This window comes from Luteimonas sp. WGS1318 (assembly GCF_043187535.1).
In the GTDB taxonomy this organism is placed as follows: Bacteria; Pseudomonadota; Gammaproteobacteria; order Xanthomonadales; family Xanthomonadaceae; genus Luteimonas.
In genome coordinates, this window is record NZ_CP171131.1 from 3274135 (window position 1) to 3290323 (window position 16189).

Genomic DNA, 16189 nt, shown 5'->3' on the forward strand with positions numbered 1-16189 from the left:
GGCCAGGACCGTTGCGCCGCCTCATCCATCGAGGCACGCAAAGAAAAAGGCCGCGTGCAAACACGCGGCCTTTCCGGATCAGATCAACCGACGCGTGAGATCACCACGCCGGCCACAGCTCCCGATGCATCCGCACCGGGGCGTTACCCTCAACGCACCACGCTGAGGAAGTGCATGTGGCGCTGGTACTGGTCGAGCACATCGTGGATCAGCTCGTCCCGGCGCCAGCCCATCACGTCGTAGTCCTGCCCGCCTTCGCGCAGATGCACTTCGGCGCGATAGAACCGATCGTCGTTGCTGCGCTTGCGGCGCGGGTCCTCGAGCATGAACGTGGGCGGCGCATAAGGAATCGGCCGCACCGAATAGAAGAAGTCCATCTCCTCGCCCAGGCCCACCTCAAGCCAGACCCGGCCATCGTCGCCGTGCTCCACGCGCACGTCGAGCGCCTGCTTGCGCAGCTCGGCGGCCACGTCTTCGAGCGCCGGCTGCACCTGGCCGGCGAGAAACGCCAGCACTTCCTTCTGCGACGGGTTGTGCGCCAGTGCGCGCAGCCGGAGCTTCCAGTCGCCACCGCCGCCGATACCGACCGGCGCGATCCGCGCGTCACGCATGCTGCTGCGCTTGAGCATCTCCAGCCGCATCGCGCGCACCATGCCCCAGCACATCAGGATCATGACGATGGTGAACGGCAATGCGCTGGCGATGGTGCCCGCCTGCAGCGCACTCAGCCCGCCGGCGATCAACAGTGCGATCGCGATCGCACCGACCAGCACCGCCCAGAAGATCCGCTGCCACACCGGGGATTCCTCCTCGCCCTTCGACGACAGCATGTCGATCACCAGCGCGCCCGAGTCGGCGGACGTGATGAAGAAGATCACCACCAGCAGCGTCGCGATCCCCGAAGTCAGCATCGACAGCGGGTAGTCCTCGAGGAACTGGAAGATCGCCACCGAACTGTCGGCCGACACCGCGGCCACGAGTTCCGTCGAGCCTTCCACCATGACCTGGTAGAGCGCACTGTTGCCGTAGATCGTCATCCACAGGAAGGTGAAGCCCAGCGGCACCAGCAGCACGCCGATGACGAACTCGCGGATCGTGCGGCCGCGCGAGATGCGCGCGATGAACATGCCCACGAACGGCGACCAGGCGATCCACCAGCCCCAGTAGAACAGCGTCCAGCCGCCCAGCCAGCTGGCACGCTGGTCGTACGCGTACAGGTTGAAGGTCATCGCGAACACGTTCGAGATGTACATGCCGGTGTTCTGCACGAACGCCTGCAGCAGGTACACCGTGGGGCCCATGACCAGCACGAACGCCAGCAGCGCGACCGCCATGATCATGTTGAACTCCGACAGCCGGCGCACGCCGCGGTCCAGGCCGGTGAACACCGAGCCCGTGGCCACCAGGATGATCCCGGCGATCAGCGCGACCTGGACATTGGTGCTCACGGTCACGCCGAACAGGTAGTTCAGGCCGGAATTGATCTGGATCACGCCCAGGCCCAGCGAGGTCGCCAGACCGAAGATCGTGCCCAGCACCGCGAAGGTGTCGACCGCGTGGCCGATCGGGCCGTAGATGCGGTCGCCGATCAGCGGATACAGCGACGAGCGGATGCGCAGCGGCAGGCCGTGGCGGTAGGCGAAATACGCCAGCGACAACGCGACCACCGCATAGATCGCCCAGGCATGCACGCCCCAGTGGAAGAACGTGATGCGCATCGCCTGACGCGCTGCGGCGATGGTCTCGGCATCACCGACCGGCGGGTCGGCGAAATGCATGATCGGCTCGGCGACGCCGAAGAACATCAGGCCGATGCCCATGCCGGCGGCGAACAACATCGCGAACCATGTGCCGTAGCTGTAGTCGGGGGTGCTGTGGTCCGGGCCGAGCTTCAGCCGGCCGAAGCCGCTGACCGCCATGCCGATGATGAAGACCAGGAAGCCCGCGACCGCGAGGATCGTGAACCAGCCGGCATCCTCGGCCACCCAGGCCTTGGCCGCGTTGAATGCTGTCTCGGACGCCTCGGGCGCGAGGAACGACAACGCGACCAGCAACAGGATGATCACCGCGGACGGGTAGAAGACCGGACCGAGGATGCGCGCGTGCCAGACTTCGGGCGCGGCCGGTGGTTCGGGAGCCGCGCCTGCGCGCGGAGTGGGATCGTTCATGCCATTTCCTTGTGGAACGGGACGGGCGACGCCGGCCTGCAGGCTGCGCCAGCGCGGCGGACATCCAGGTGAAACGCATCAGGGCCTGGACGGCGGCGTCGCGGGATGCGCCGGGCCGGCAGCCCGGCGGCGATCAGAAGTAGAAGCCGATGTTGACGTTGAGGCGCGAGTGCCAGCCGTCATTGGCCGGGTCGCGTACGCCGATGCCCGGGCCGCCTGCGAACCACATGTTCTTGCCGGCGATCCAGTCGACGTAGGTCAGCATCGCGCCCTTGCCGAAGCTGCAGCCGGTGACGTTCTGGATCGAATCGCGCAGGCCCGGATCGCTGCCGACCGGCAGGGTCGCGCTGGCGTTGTTGTAGCAGGTGATGCTGTCGAACCAGCCGGTGCGCTGCACGTCATACGCGACATTGAACGTCGGCACGTCGGCTTCCGACGCGATCTCGAACGGGAACATGAAGGCCGACATCGCGATGCGCGGCTCCGGGTTCTCGTAGCGGTAACGCGCCCACTGCGCCTGCAGTGTCAGCGGCCCGCGCACCCACTGCCCGTGCACGGCGCCACCGGTGTGGTCGTGCTTGCCACCGTCGATGCGGTTCTCGATGCGGCCGGCGAAGGCCGATGCGCCCCAGGTTGTTTCCCAGCCGTTCGCTTCGCTGCTGTGCTCGTAGCGCACGATGCCGCGCTCGCGCTCGCGGTAGGGCAGGTCTTCGGTCGTCGCGACATCGAACGAGTAGCGGTCGAAATTCGCACCGGTGCCGTACTCGTCGCCGGCGAACACGCCTGCGTGCCACTGGTGCGCACCGGACTGGCGCTGCCACACCACGCCGAGGTCGTAGTCGTCCTCGATGCCGAGGTAGTAGCCCGAACCGAACCAGAAGCTGTGCGAGGCCGTGGGCAGCAGACCGAAGGGCACCTGCTGGATGCCGGCGCGGATATCCGATGTCGCGCCAGTGCTGCCGTCTTCGAGCTTCCAGCCCGCATAGGCGTGGTGCACGGCATCGAAGCCGTCGTACCAGCGGTACTGCAGCGAGAAGAACGCCGGGCCGGCGTTGCCGCGTGCATCCACCCGGAGGAGTTCGAGTTCGGGACCACTGCTCGGCCCGTAATCGAGCCACCCGTAGTTGAAGCGGACCGCGCCCCCCAGCTCGAATGCCGGCGCCTCGTCCGCGTCCGTCTCCGCCCAGGCGACGGGCGCCATGCCCACCAGCCCACCACACACCAATGCCCTCAATCCGCGTCTCATCACGACGTCTCCGCCTCCTCGATCTCGTTGGATGTCGCGATCGGTGCCCGCCGTCCCGGCGTGATGGACCCCCTCGCCGACCCGCGCCATGCGCGCGTCTGCGACGTTTCCCACACACGCACCGCCCGCCCGTGCCTCGAAAAAAAAAACGACCTCCCGCGCGACGCGTACGTCGCACGCTAAGCGCGTTTCGAGATGGGGAGGCCATGGAGGCCGGGCGCGATCGCCCTTGCACGCGCTGCCACGTGCGCCGGCTATCATCGGCCACCGGCGATGACGCCGATGTGCAGACGCGTTCACATGGCCGTCTACGTCGACGATGCGGTCCATCCCTGGCGCGGCGAGCGCTGGGCGCATCTGATGGCCGACACGCTGGCCGAACTGCACGCCTTCGCCGCACTGCTGGGCATTCCGCGACGCGCGTTCCAGGACCGCGCCAGCGGCGCACACTACGACGTCACGTCCGCGATGCGCGAGCGCGCGATCGCGCTGGGCGCGGTGGCGATCTCGCGGCATCACGATCGCGACCAGGTCCGCGCGGTGATCGCCAACGCCCGCCGCCAGGGCCGCGGCGAGGCCCCCTGACCGCGCGACGCGACACCCGCCACGAACGCCTCCTCCGCGGTCGTCGACGCGGGCCGGGATGAAGCCGGCGCGCTGCGACGGTATCCTGCGCGCGATCCCGCCCGACGAACTACACACCATGTCCGACACCCCGCCCGACCGCCTGTCCAACGATCCGCGCAGCCCGCATTACGACGAGACCGCGATGAACCGCGGCATCGGCATCCGCTTCAACGGCACCGAACGCCGCGACGTGGAGGAATACAGCGTCAGCGAAGGCTGGATCCGGGTCGCGGCCGGCCGCGCGCTCGACCGGCGCGGGCAGCCGCTGACCGTCAAGCTGCGCGGTACCGTCGAGCCGTATTTCCACCTCGACGCCTGAGCCGGAGGCCGCGCCCATGCAGTACCTGCTTCTGATCTACACCGACGATGCACTGCTGGGCGACCTGGCCGACGGCGAGTTCGACACGATGATGCGCGGCTGCCTGCAGCACGCCGACGCGCTGCAGGCGGCCGGCACGCTGCTCGATTCCCGCCAGCTCGAGCCCGCCGCCACGGCGCGGACCGTGCGCACGCGCGGCGGCCGTACCCAGGTGACCGACGGTCCGTTCTCGGAAACCAAGGAAATGCTGGCGGGCTTCAACCTGATCGAAGCCGACAGCGAAGAGGACGCGCTGCGCATCGCGCGCGAATTTCCGTGGGCCAGGACCGGCAGCATCGAGGTGCGGCCGGTGCGCGACCTCGACCAGGTACGGGCACGCGTCGGCGCCTGAGCTGCGCACGCGTCCACAGGCACGCGGAGCGCGGCGCGGCTACAGCCGGCCGTCGCGCTTGACCGCCAGATAGCGGTCGACGAGCGCCGCCGGCAAGGCATCGCCGGTGACGTCGAGCACGGTGACGCCGTGGTTGCGCAGCGCATCGTGCGCGGCGCGGCGCTGGGCGAGATAGCGCGCCGTGGCACCCGCACGCACCGCGTCGTCGTGGTCGTGCACCTCGGCATCGAGCACCGCGTCGAGCGCGCGTTCGCGCAGCGAGGCCACGATCACCAGATGACGCCGCTGCAACAGGCGCACCGCGGCCAGCACGTCCTCGATATCCTCGTCGCGCAGATTGGTGACCAGCATCAGCAGGCCGCGGCGACGCTGGCGCAGCGACAACTCGGTCGCCGCGGCGAGGTAATCGGTGGCGACCGGCTGCGGCTGCAGGTCGTAACTGACACGCAGCAGGGTGTCGACCGCGCCCATGCCGCGCTGCGGCGCCATCCACCGTGCCTCGCCGCCGGTCGCGAACAGGCCCACCGCGTCGCCCTGGCGCAGTGCGAGATAGGAGACGACGAGGGCGGCATCGAGCGCATGGTCGAAGTGCGACAGCGCGCCTCCGGTGCCCGCGGCGGCCGGTTCCTGGGCGAGCATGCGCCGGCCGGTGTCGAGCACGACGACCAGTTGCTGGTTCTTCTCGTCCTGGTATTCGCGTGAAATCAGCTTGCGTGCACGGGAGCTCGCCTTCCAGTCGATCTGGCGCAGGCTGTCGCCGACCCGGTACTCGCGCATCTGGTGGAAATCGGTGCCCTCGCCGCGACGCCGTTTGATGTGCGCGCCCACCAGCCGCGAGGCGCGGTCCGCACTGAGCAACGCGAGCCGGGTGAGCGGGGCAAAATTCGGAAACACGCGCACCTGGCGCGGCACGCCGGCCAGGCGCGCCTGACGCCACAGCCCGAGCGGCGAGCGCAGCCGCAGCTGCACGCCTTCGAACATGGCCTCGCCGCGGTGGGTGGGCCGCAGCCGGTACTCGAGCTCGCTCACCATGCCCGCGGCGAGCTGCAACCGACGCGGCAGACCCTCGCACTCCCAGGCCGGGGGATGCAGATCGTGGACATCGAGCGACTGCCGCTGCGCGCCCTCGATCCGCAGCGTGACGTCACGGCCGACGCCGATCGGCCAGGCATCCGGCATCACCCGCACGACGTCCGGTGTCGGACGCCGGACGAGCCGCAGCAGGTCGGCGACCGACAGCACCAGCAGCGTCGTGCCGAGCACGTGCCAGGGCAGCACGGCCGCCGGCCACAGCGACGCGGCGACGCCGGCCGTCCCCCAGACGACCAGCCACGCGATCAGGGCCGCCGTCGGCCTCACCGCTGCACTCCACGATGGCGCAGGCGACGGTTCACGTGCGCGGCGCGTCCACCTTGGCGAGCAAGGCCTGCAGCACCTGGTCAGCGTCCTGGCCCTCGATCTGCAGTTCCGGCGCCAGCGCGATGCGGTGGCGCAGCGCCGGACGGGCGATCTCGCGGATGTCGTCCGGGGTCACGAAATCGCGCCCGGCCAGCACCGCCTGCGCGCGCGCCGCGCGGACCAGCGCCAGGCTGCCGCGCGGCCCGGCGCCGAGCGCGATGCCCGGCCAGCGGCGCGTGGCCGCGGCGATGCGCACCGCGTAGTCGACCACCGCGGCATCGACCACGGTCGCCGCCGTGCCCCGCTGCAACGCGACGATCTCGCCCGGCTGCAGCACGGTCGCCAGTTGCGACAGGTCGAAGTCCGCCGCGACCTTGCCGCTGCTGATCGCAGTGACCATCGCCACTTCATCGGCGTGTTCGGGATAGTCGATCAGCACCTTCAGCAGGAACCGGTCGAGCTGGGCCTCGGGCAGCGGATACGTGCCCTCCTGCTCCACCGGGTTCTGCGTCGCCAGCGTCATGAACGGCGGCGGCAGTTCGAAACTGTGGCCTTCGATCGTGACCTGCTGTTCCTGCATCGCTTCGAGCAGCGCGGACTGGGTCTTGGCCGGCGCGCGGTTGATCTCGTCGGCCAGCAGCAGGTTGGTGAAGATCGGGCCGCGGCGGACCACGAAGGTCTCGCTCTTGGTGTCCCACACCGCGTGGCCGCTGACGTCGCTGGGCATCAGGTCGGGCGTGAACTGCACGCGCGCGAAGTTGCAGCCGAGCACCGCCGACAGCGCGCGCACCAGCAGCGTCTTGCCGAGGCCGGGCACGCCTTCGATCAGCACGTGGCCGCCGGCAAGCAGCGCGACGAGGATCTGGTCGAGCACCTCGGGCTGGCCGATGAAGGCCTTGGAGACCTCGTCGCGGACGGCGGCGACGCGCGCGGCGAGGGCGTCGCCGGTGAGCGGTTCGATCGGGGATGCGGGCAGTGCGCTCATAGTCGTCGTCTCATCTGGATCAGTCGGGCGATGCGCTGGCGGAACGCCGTGGCGTCATCGGATCGGGGGGGCTGCAGCGCCTGACGCACGTCGCGCGGCGGCAGTCCGGTGCGCGCGGCGATGGCCTCGATGCCGGCATCGCCTTCGAGCGCGGCGGCCAGCGGATCGCGCCGGCGCAGCCGGTCGTAGAACGCGGCACGCACCGCGTCGTAGAGCAACGACGCGCGGCCGTAGCGCACCAGGTGGTCGCCGCTGGCGCGGACGTGTTCGAGCAGTGCGCGGCGCGCGCCCGGCGGCGACGGCAGCAGCGAGCCGAAGCGCTGCGTGCGCATCCACAACCACGCGGCCAGCGCGAGCAGCAACGGCCCCCAGGCCATCCAGCCGCGCGTCAGGATCAGCCACCACAGCGGCGGCACGCTGGCTGCGTAGATCAGGTGCATCGTGCCGTGGCCCCAGTTGGGTGCGAGGATCTGCCGCGCGAGCCTGTGATGCGCTGGCTCACGCAGTTCGGCGTTCGTGAGGACGTCGAAATCGGCGAGGACGTCGACACGGCCCGCGCCATGCACGAGCCGTGCGTAGACCAGGCCCTCGTTCCGCGCGCGGCGCCGCTGCTCGACACGGTCGAGGATCGCCCGTGTCTGCGGATCGTCCGCATCCCTGGAACCGTCGACGGGCGCGCCGCCGGGCTCGACACGGGCCACCGTGTCCCAGGCCAGTTCCGGCGTGCGGCCGTCCAGAACGAAGCGATGCCCTCCACAGAATTCGACGTGGTCGGGCTGGCCGACGATGTGCAGCGGCGCGCACGCCCCGGGCGCGCCGATCGGGCGCACCCCCAGTTGCTCGAGCAGCCCCCAGGGCCGCGCCTCGCGCGTGCGCCGCGTCCAAGGCGGCGTGCGGACCACGAGATGTCCACCGGCCTCCACCCAGTCGAGCAGGCGCTGCACCTCGCCCGGCGAGGCGGTGCCGGGATCACCGATCATCAGCACCGTGTCGCGGACACCGGGCGCACGCCCGCCGCCGTCGAGCCGCCGCCGCGATTCCGCCGGCACGCCGGCAGCGCGCAGCGACTCGCGCAGCGCGTACAGCGGGTTGTAGGCCGCCTCGCCGCGCGGCGGCAGCTGGACGGTGTCCTCGACCCGCTCGTGCGTGTGCAGGAACCAGGCCACGCCCAGTCCGACCGCCAGCGCAGCCAGCAGGCCGAATCCGACGCGCGCCGGCCAGCCCATCAGCGCGCCCATCCGAAACGCGGCGCCAGGGTGTCGAGCAGCGCGTCCAGCCCCGCATCGTCCGGCAGGCGCTGGCCGTAGGCCGCGCGTTGCCACACCCGGACCATCTCGGCGAACGCACCGCGGTCGCCGGCATCGGGCATGCGCCGTGCCGCGCGCAGGCACTCGGCCTCGGTGGCGCCGGGCACCAGGATCACGCCGGCACGCTGCGCCATCACTTCGACGCTGGCGCGGTACAGCAGCGCCAGCGCGCGACGCCGCTCGCCGGACTGCCACAGCGCGCGCACCGCGCCGACCAGCGCGTCCGGCAGCGGCTCGGGCAGCGGCGGCGCCTCGCTGACGACGATCTCGCGTTCTTCGGGCAGGCGGACCACCGCGCCACGCATCCACGGCCACCAGCGGCGCGCGGTCAGCGCCAGCGCGAGCACCAGCAGGCCGAGCACGATCCACAGGCCGAATTCCGCGGCGAGCGCGAGCACGCGCGCGATCGCGCCGAGCACGCCCGGGCGCTCCCGCTGCGAGGGCGGGGGCGCCGAACGGTCCTTGCGCTGCCAGCGCACATCGGTACGCGAATGGTCGAGCAGCGGATCGGTATACGCCTGCGCGACCGCGCGCTCGAAGTCCGGATCGTCGACCGGCTGGCCGAACACCGCAGGCAGGGTCGGCGTCGCATCCGTCTGTGTCGACGCCGCGGCGTCCTGCGCGCGCGCCGCCGGGGCGAGCACCAGCAGGCCGGCGAGCAGCGTCGCGGCCAGCGACACGACGCCCGGCGCGATGCGCGCCCGCAGCCGGCGGAAGGCGATTTCCAGATCCCAGGCTTCGAGCTGGGTGCGTCGATTGAGATACAGGCCGAATCCGGCCCCCACCTGGAACGGCGCGATCAGGCCCAGTGCCAGCCACACCCCCAGATTGCCGAGCAACTGCGCCCAGCGCGGCGGCTGCTCGGTGACCAGCGCCCACATCGCCCGCGCCGATTCCGACAGCAGTTCGGTCGGCACGAACAGCAACAGCAATGAGATCTGCGACGCCACCAGCGTCAGCACGAACAGATGTCCTATGCCGGTCAGCATCAGCGCGTGCCCACCGACGCCGTCGACGACCAGGCGTCGGCGCTGAGCGAGCGCCGGCCCGTGCAGCCCCTCGAGCAGGGCGACCGGCAGTGCCACCGCGCGCCACGGACTGAACCGGCGCCAGCCCAGATAGCCCGACACCGCGCGCCATCCCCACTGCCCTTGCACGGCGAGTGTCTGACGCAGCGTCGGCGCGGCGCCGAACACCGCACGCGACAGCACGTACAGCGGCACGCGGTCGAACATCGGCAGCAGCCACCACATCAGCAGTGCCGGCAGCCACATCCGGTCGAACCACCAGCCCAGCGCGTTGAGCACGACGAACACCGGCAGCGAACACAGCAGCCACGCGCGCCAGATCGTGCCCGCATGGCGGCGCACCAGTGCGTTGCCGAGTTCCATCGCTTCCCACGCCGAGCGCGGACGCAGTTCGACCTGCACGGTCTCAACCCGCATGGCTGCGCCCCCGCCCGCCGCGCCACAGCCACAGCAGCACCAGCAGCCACAGCCCGCCGCCGACGCCGAACCGCAGCGGGTCCGGAATCGCCCCGGTCGACGACCAGAACGCCTCGACGAAGGCCGCGAACACGAGCATCGCCAGAATGCCCAGACACAGCCGGCCGCCCTCGCGTCCGGCCTCCACCAGCGCATCCACGCGGCGCAGCCGGCCCGGTGCGACCAACGCCAGGCCCAGCCGCAGCCCGCCGGCGCCGGCGATCACGATGGCGGTGAGTTCCGGCGCCGAATGGCCGACGACGAAGCGCCAGAACGGGCCGCCGTGGCCGATCGCCTGCAGGTGCCCGGCGATCACACCGAAGAAGGTGCCGTTGAACAGCAACACGAAGATCGTGCCTACCCCCGCGAGCAGCCCGCTGGCGAAGGTGCGGAAGCCGATGCTGACGTTGTTCCACACGTAATAGCCGAACATCTGCATGTCCGACTGCCCGTCGCGCGCGAACGCACGCTCGGCGCGCGCCGGGTCGTACATCGACTCCATCTCGGCCAGCTGCTCGGGCGACAGCACGCTGTACGCCAGTTCGGGCCAGACCTGCACCAGCACGAACAGCAGCACCATCGGCGCGGCGAACAGCGCCAGCGACGCCCACAGGCAGCCACGCTGCGCGCGCACCAGGCGCGGGAAATCGGCCAGCAGGAATTCGAGCGCGCGTCGCCACGGCGGCGGCGGCGGGCGGTAGAGCAGATTGTGGCCACGCTGCATCAGCCCCTGCAGCCGCGCGGTCACCTGCGGGCTGTAGCCACGTCGGCGCGCGAGCGCGAGCTGCTGGCACAGCCGCCGGTAGCGCGACGGCAGGTCCTCGTCGGGCAGGCCGTCCCAGCTGCGCCGGCTCGCGCGGGCGCGGCGCGGGCTGGCCTCTCGCGCATCGAGCCAGCGCTCGAACGCGTCCCACTCCTCGGCATGGCGGGCGACGAAACGGTCCTGCCTCACGCGCGCCGTCCCAGCAGCCAGTTCGCGATCCCCAGCAGGCGCATCACCCCGCGCTCGCCGCTCGCGCCGCTCACCGGCGCGACGATGTCGCCGAGTTCCTGCTGGCGCGCGTCGGTGAGCAGATGGGCGCGCTCGGCGAATGCGATCACGGCCCGCTGTTCCTGCGCCTGCAACGGCATCGCCGGCGCGAGCGGCGCAATCGCGAGGGCCTGCAAGGGCACGCGCTCGCGCGGGGCGTGGATCACCAGCGTACCGGCGACCATGTCGCCCAGGCGCCGGCTCCAGGGATCGGCCAGGCTGGTCACCAGGCCCGCGCCGTAGCCGAACGGCAGCATGTCGACGGTGCGCATCAGATTGCGCACGAAGCTGGCCATCCAGCCGATCGGCGCGCCGTCGGCCGAGACCACCCGCAGCGACAGTGCGCGCTTGCCCGGCGTCTGACCGCCGTAGAGCGCCTCGAACACGACCGGATAGCCCCAGAAGATCGCGAACAGCACGACCAGGTAGACGCCGGCGCCGAAGCGGCCGAGCAGGCCGAACAGGAACGAAGCGAGCATCAGCAGCGTGCTGCGGATCGCCAAATCGATCAGCCACGCCACCGCACGCGGCACCGGGCCGGCCGCCGGCAGATGCAGGGCGACGCCCTCGGGCGTATGCACCTCGCGCACGGTGTCGAGCATCAGCCCGCACGCTCCATTGCGCCTGGTGCCGCGCCTGTCCGCCTGCCCTCGCGATCCCGCATGCCGTGCATTCCCTGCCGTCGTCAGCCGCCGAGCGCGGCCAGGTAGTCGTCCTTGAGCCGCACATAATGCCCGGCGCTGTAATGCAGGCCTTCGATCTGCGCATCGGTGAGCCGACGCACGCAGCGCGCCGGACTGCCGACCCACAGTTCGCCCTCGCCGACCTCGCGACCCGGCGGCACGACCGCGCCGGCGCCGATCATCGCGTGACGGCGCACGACCACGCCGTCGAGCACGATCGCGCCCATGCCGACCAGCACCGCGTCCTCGATCGTGCACGCGTGCAGGATCGCCTTGTGGCCGATGGTGACGTCGCTGCCGACGATCGTGGCGAAACCACCCAGCTTGGCGTGCGGCCCGGCGTGGCTGACGTGGATCACCGTGCCGTCCTGCACGCTGGTCCGCGCGCCGATGCGCACGTGGTTGACGTCGCCGCGGATCACCGTCGCCGGCCAGACCGACACGTCGTCACCGAGCACCACATCGCCGATGACGGTGGCGGCCGGATCGACGTAGACGCGCGCGCCGAGCTGCGGCGCGGTATCGCGATAAGGTCTGACATTCATCGCACCAGTATGCCTCGACGGCCCCCGCGATTGCCCGTAGCGCAGTGCGGGCACTGCGCCATATCCGGGTACGACTGCCTGGTGACCGCGCGGCGCAGGCGGTGTCGTACGCCGCGGAACGCAGTGGGCTGCGCCGTTCGCGTGCGATCGTTGCACGGTGTACGCCGCACGTCGCGTTCGGGCAGGGCCAGGTCCCGGGCAGTCCCCCGGGGCCGACGACGCGCCGGCCCCGCGCGAGTCCTTAGACTCGGGCCATGACCCACGACGCCCCCACACCGGTCGACGCCCTGCGGCCGACCCTCGACACGCTGCGCGCCGCCTGGCAGGCGCGGCGCCCGGATGCTGCCCAGCGCCGCGACGACCTCGCCCGCCTGCGCGATGCGCTGCGCCGGCGACTCGACCAGATGGCCGACGCGATCGCCGCGGATTTCGGTCACCGCTCACGGCACGAATCGCTGATCGCCGACGGCATGTCGGTACTCACCGAGATCGACCGCCTGCGTCGCAGCCTGCGCCGCTGGATGCGGCCGCGACGCGTCGCGTCGGGCTGGAAACTGTGGCCCGCGCGCGCGCAGCTTCGCCCGGTGCCACTGGGCGTCGTCGGCGTGATCGCGCCCTGGAACTACCCGGTGAACCTGGCGCTGATTCCGCTGGCGACCGCGATCGCCGCCGGCAACCACGTCTATCTCAAGCCGTCCGAGCACACACCGCGCACCAGCGCGTTCCTGGCCTCGCTGCTGGCCGAGGTGTTTCCGCCCGAGCGGGTCACGGTCGCGCTCGGCGACGCCGAGGTCGCCGCGGCGTTCGCCGGCCTGCCGTTCGACCATCTCGTGTTCACCGGCTCGACCGCCGTCGGCCGCAAGGTCATGGCCGCCGCGGCGCCGAACCTGACGCCGCTGACGCTGGAACTCGGCGGCAAATCGCCGGCCATCGTCTGTCCCGGCCACCCGCTCGACCGCGCGGCCGCGCGCCTGGTCACCGGCAAGCTGTTCAACGCCGGCCAGACCTGCATCGCGCCGGATTACGTGCTGGTCGATGCGGCGCGTCGCGACGCCCTGCTTGAGGCGCTGCGCTTCGAGGTCGCCGACCGCTATGCCGACGCGGCCAGCCGCGCGGCCGACTACACCCACATCGTCAGCGACGCGCAGTTCCAACGCCTGAGCGGCCTGCTCGACGACGCACGCGAACGCGGGCTCACCGTGCTGCCGCTGCTCGACGTCGACGGCGCGCGTGCGTTTCCACCGACGTTGGTCGTCGATCCCGGCGACGATGCGGCGCTGATGCGCGAGGAGATCTTCGGCCCGATCCTGCCGGTGATCGGTTACCGCACGCTCGACGAGGCGATCGCCTTCGTCAATGCGCGCGAGCGGCCGCTTGCCCTGTATCCCTTCGGCTCCAAGGCGCAGGTGGAGGCCATCCTGGCGACGACGGTCGCCGGCGGCGTCACCGTCAACGACACGTTGCTGCACTTCGCCGCGAACCGGCTGCCGTTCGGCGGCGTCGGCGCCAGCGGCATGGGCGCGTATCACGGCCGCGCCGGTTTCGACGCGATGACCAAGGCGCTGCCGGTGCTGTGGCAGCCGCGCATCGCGGTCACCGACTGGCTGCGTCCGCCCTACGCGCGCATCGCGACGCTCATCGACCGTCTGGCGCGCTGAGGCGCTTACTCAGCGCGGCGCCCTACCCTCCAGCAGCGCGCGTGCGGACTGCTGCGCGGCCTCGCGCAGTTGCGGCAGATCGACGTCGACCAGTGCGCCGTCCGCCTTGACCAGCACGCCGTCGACGATGACCGTGCGCACGTCCGCCGGTGACGCCGAATAGACCAGCAGCGCCGCGGGATCGCCGCCGCCGAAGCCGGCCATCTGCAGCGAATCGGCCGCGATCACCTGCAGGTCGGCGCGCTTGCCGGGCACCAGCGTGCCGGTGATCGCACCCAGGCCCAGCGCGTCGGCCCCGCGGCGTGTCGCCAGGTCCAGCAGCGCCCGCGGATCGACGACGGTCTCGTCGCGCGCCTCGCCGCTCCAGGTCAGTGCCGCGAGGCGCATGATCGCGAACATGTCGCCGCGGCCGGCCAGCGCATTGCCGTCGATGCCGAGCCCCTGCCGGCGCACGGCCGCGAAATGATCGATCCGGGTCGGGCCGTAGCCCACGCGGTGCTCGCTGATCGGCGTCAGCGACAGCGCGCCGCCCGCCGTCTCCAGCGCCTGCAGCTGCGCCGGTGTCGCATCGGTCGCGTGCACCAGGCTGAGATCCGGCGCCAGCAGGTCGCGCGCGATCAGCGCATCGAAGATCGGCCCCGGCTCGACGCTGACGTGGACCTGCACCGGCAGGCCGAGCGCGCGGGCGGTGTCGCGCTCGTGCATGCGCATCGCCCAGTTGTCCGCGTCGTCGCGATCGCGCGGCAGCCGCCAGGCCAGGCCCATACGCACGCGCGCCTCCGCGCCGCGCGCAGCCGCGAGCGCCGACAGGTGTTCGACGTCGATCGGATGCCGCGTGCTCTTGTCCGGCCCGCCGTAGTACAGCACCGCGCGGATGCCGGCCGCGTCCAGTGCCTGCAGACCGGCCTCGCCATGCGCCGGCGTGCGCACGTTGTCGAAGAAGTCGCCGGTCGTGGTGATGCCGCCGTCGAGCAGTTCCAGCGCGCCGACGTGCATCGCGATGCGCACATCGTCCGGCGTCATTGACGGCGCCAGCGCTTCGGCCGTGTCGAAATAGGCGCCGTCGGCGTTGCGGAACTGGCCTCGCATCGTCGTCGTGTACAGATGCGAATGGGTGTCGACGAACCCGGGCAGCACGTAGGCACCCGCGGCATCGATCACGCGCGCATCGCCGGGATCGAGATCCGGGCCGACCGCGACGATGCGACCATCGCGCACCAGCACGTCGGCGCGCGGCAGGTCGCCGGTCTGCGGATCCATCGTCAGCACGTGGCCGTTGCGGACCAGCAGCGCGCCGTCATCGGCGGACGCGGCGGCAGCGGCCGTCGTCAGGGCCAGCAGCGTGGCCGCCAGCGGAATCGTCGGGAATCGCATCGGGAATCGCTCGGTTCGCGTGGCCGGGCAGCGTCGCGCACTCGGTGTGCACGGGGGATGTGGGCGCCCGGCCGCGACGGCGCGCGTACAATCGCCGGCCACACCGGAACGCGAACCGCGCCGATGAAGATCGCCAGCTGGAACGTCAATTCGCTCAACGTGCGCCTGCCGCATCTCGAACAGTGGTTGCGCGACGCGCAGCCGGACGTGGTCGGCATCCAGGAGACGAAGCTCGAGGATGCGAAGTTCCCCGACACCGCGCTCGCCGCGCTCGGCTACCGCAGCGTGTTCGCCGGACAGAAGACCTACAACGGCGTCGCCCTGCTCGCGAAGGACCGCGCGCTCGAGGACGTGCAGATCGGCATCCCCGGTTTCGAGGACGAACAGAAGCGCGTGATCGCCGCGACCATCGACGGGGTGCGCGTGATCAACCTCTACGTCGTCAACGGCCAGGACGTCGGCACCGACAAGTACGCCTACAAGCTGCGCTGGCTCGAGGCGGTGCACGCCTGGGTGGCGCAGGAGCGCGCCGCACATGCCGAGCTCGTCGTGCTCGGCGACTTCAACATCGCCCCCGACGACCGCGACGTGCACGACCCGGCGGTGTGGAACGACGGCCACATCCTGACCTCGACCGCCGAACGCCTCGCGCTGCAGCGCCTGCTGGATCTGGGCCTGCACGACGCGTTCCGCCTGCACTCCGATGCCGGCGGCGTCTTCAGCTGGTGGGACTACCGCCAGGCCGGCTTCCGGCGCGACCTCGGCCTGCGCATCGACCTGACCCTGGTTTCGGATGCATTGCGCGATCGCGCGGTGGCCTCGGGCATCGACCGCGAGCCGCGGACCTGGGAGCGCCCCAGCGACCACGCGCCGGCCTGGGTGCAACTTCAGCGCACCTGAGGCGCGATGCTTCGCCGATCGCCGTGTTGCCTTTCTGATCGCCGGGCGGGCGCGGCCTCGGCCGTGATCCCGTG

The 16189-nt window shown here is 71.1% G+C and carries 15 protein-coding genes; 5 read left to right on the forward strand and 10 right to left on the reverse strand.

The genetic code is table 11. The features are described 5' to 3' along the window. Window positions 1-149 precede the first annotated feature (149 nt). A complete protein-coding gene (locus ACF3M1_RS14860) occupies window positions 150-2168 on the reverse strand; it encodes a BCCT family transporter (protein WP_394001929.1) in 2019 nt (672 codons plus the stop codon). Between the two features lie 133 nt (window positions 2169-2301). After that, entirely contained in the window at window positions 2302-3414 is a 1113-nt protein-coding gene (locus tag ACF3M1_RS14865) for a hypothetical protein (protein WP_394001931.1), read from the reverse strand. Between the two features lie 300 nt (window positions 3415-3714). On the opposite strand from ACF3M1_RS14865, the gene ACF3M1_RS14870 reads away from it, so the two are divergent. The 3 genes from ACF3M1_RS14870 (at window position 3715) to ACF3M1_RS14880 (ending at window position 4751) form a co-directional block, all read left to right on the forward strand. Continuing rightward, the gene (locus ACF3M1_RS14870; RefSeq protein WP_394005290.1) at window positions 3715-3999 is read left to right on the forward strand and encodes a DUF4031 domain-containing protein; all 285 of its coding nucleotides are present in this window, start codon (window positions 3715-3717) and stop codon (window positions 3997-3999) included. A gap of 118 nt (window positions 4000-4117) precedes the next feature. Next, window positions 4118-4360 (forward strand): DUF3297 family protein, encoded by a 243-nt coding sequence (locus ACF3M1_RS14875; RefSeq protein WP_394001933.1) that lies wholly within the window; start codon window positions 4118-4120, stop codon window positions 4358-4360. A 16-nt stretch (window positions 4361-4376) separates the two neighbouring features. Further along, entirely contained in the window at window positions 4377-4751 is a 375-nt protein-coding gene (locus ACF3M1_RS14880; RefSeq protein WP_394001935.1) for a YciI family protein, read from the forward strand. Between the two features lie 39 nt (window positions 4752-4790). Here the strand turns inward: ACF3M1_RS14880 and ACF3M1_RS14885 are convergent, their stop codons facing one another. The 7 genes from ACF3M1_RS14885 to ACF3M1_RS14915 form a co-directional block, all read right to left on the reverse strand. Next, on the reverse strand, window positions 4791-6110 hold the full coding sequence (locus tag ACF3M1_RS14885) for a DUF58 domain-containing protein (protein WP_394001936.1): 1320 nt from the start codon (window positions 6108-6110) through the stop codon (window positions 4791-4793). Between the two features lie 31 nt (window positions 6111-6141). Continuing rightward, window positions 6142-7134 carry an AAA family ATPase gene (locus ACF3M1_RS14890; RefSeq protein WP_394001938.1) on the reverse strand — a complete coding sequence of 331 codons (993 nt, stop codon included), beginning with the start codon at window positions 7132-7134 and terminating at the stop codon, window positions 6142-6144. Beyond that, window positions 7131-8360 (reverse strand): DUF4350 domain-containing protein, encoded by a 1230-nt coding sequence (locus tag ACF3M1_RS14895; protein WP_394001940.1) that lies wholly within the window; start codon window positions 8358-8360, stop codon window positions 7131-7133. The genes ACF3M1_RS14890 and ACF3M1_RS14895 overlap by 4 nt, the downstream gene beginning before the upstream one ends. After that, window positions 8360-9886: a DUF4129 domain-containing protein gene (locus tag ACF3M1_RS14900; RefSeq protein ID WP_394001942.1), complete on the reverse strand. Its 1527-nt coding sequence runs from the start codon at window positions 9884-9886 to the stop codon at window positions 8360-8362. The genes ACF3M1_RS14895 and ACF3M1_RS14900 overlap by 1 nt, the downstream gene beginning before the upstream one ends. Further along, entirely contained in the window at window positions 9876-10877 is a 1002-nt protein-coding gene (locus ACF3M1_RS14905) for a stage II sporulation protein M (RefSeq protein ID WP_394001943.1), read from the reverse strand. Before ACF3M1_RS14905 ends, ACF3M1_RS14900 begins: the two co-directional genes overlap by 11 nt. Beyond that, a complete protein-coding gene (locus tag ACF3M1_RS14910) occupies window positions 10874-11557 on the reverse strand; it encodes an RDD family protein (RefSeq protein ID WP_394001944.1) in 684 nt (227 codons plus the stop codon). The genes ACF3M1_RS14905 and ACF3M1_RS14910 overlap by 4 nt, the downstream gene beginning before the upstream one ends. 83 nt (window positions 11558-11640) lie before the next feature. After that, window positions 11641-12183, reverse strand: coding sequence for a gamma carbonic anhydrase family protein (locus ACF3M1_RS14915; protein WP_394001946.1), 543 nt, complete (start codon window positions 12181-12183; stop codon window positions 11641-11643). A 254-nt stretch (window positions 12184-12437) separates the two neighbouring features. Here ACF3M1_RS14915 and ACF3M1_RS14920 point away from each other — a divergent pair, with 254 nt between their 5' ends. Beyond that, complete coding sequence (locus ACF3M1_RS14920; RefSeq protein WP_394001948.1) at window positions 12438-13841, forward strand: coniferyl aldehyde dehydrogenase; 1404 nt, start codon at window positions 12438-12440, stop codon at window positions 13839-13841. A 9-nt stretch (window positions 13842-13850) separates the two neighbouring features. Here the strand turns inward: ACF3M1_RS14920 and ACF3M1_RS14925 are convergent, their stop codons facing one another. Continuing rightward, window positions 13851-15215 carry an amidohydrolase family protein gene (locus ACF3M1_RS14925; protein WP_394001949.1) on the reverse strand — a complete coding sequence of 455 codons (1365 nt, stop codon included), beginning with the start codon at window positions 15213-15215 and terminating at the stop codon, window positions 13851-13853. 123 nt (window positions 15216-15338) lie between these two features. Between ACF3M1_RS14925 and xth the strand changes: the two genes are divergently transcribed. Further along, on the forward strand, window positions 15339-16115 hold the full coding sequence (gene xth / locus ACF3M1_RS14930) for an exodeoxyribonuclease III (RefSeq protein ID WP_394001951.1): 777 nt from the start codon (window positions 15339-15341) through the stop codon (window positions 16113-16115). The last annotated feature ends 74 nt before the right edge of the window (window positions 16116-16189 follow it).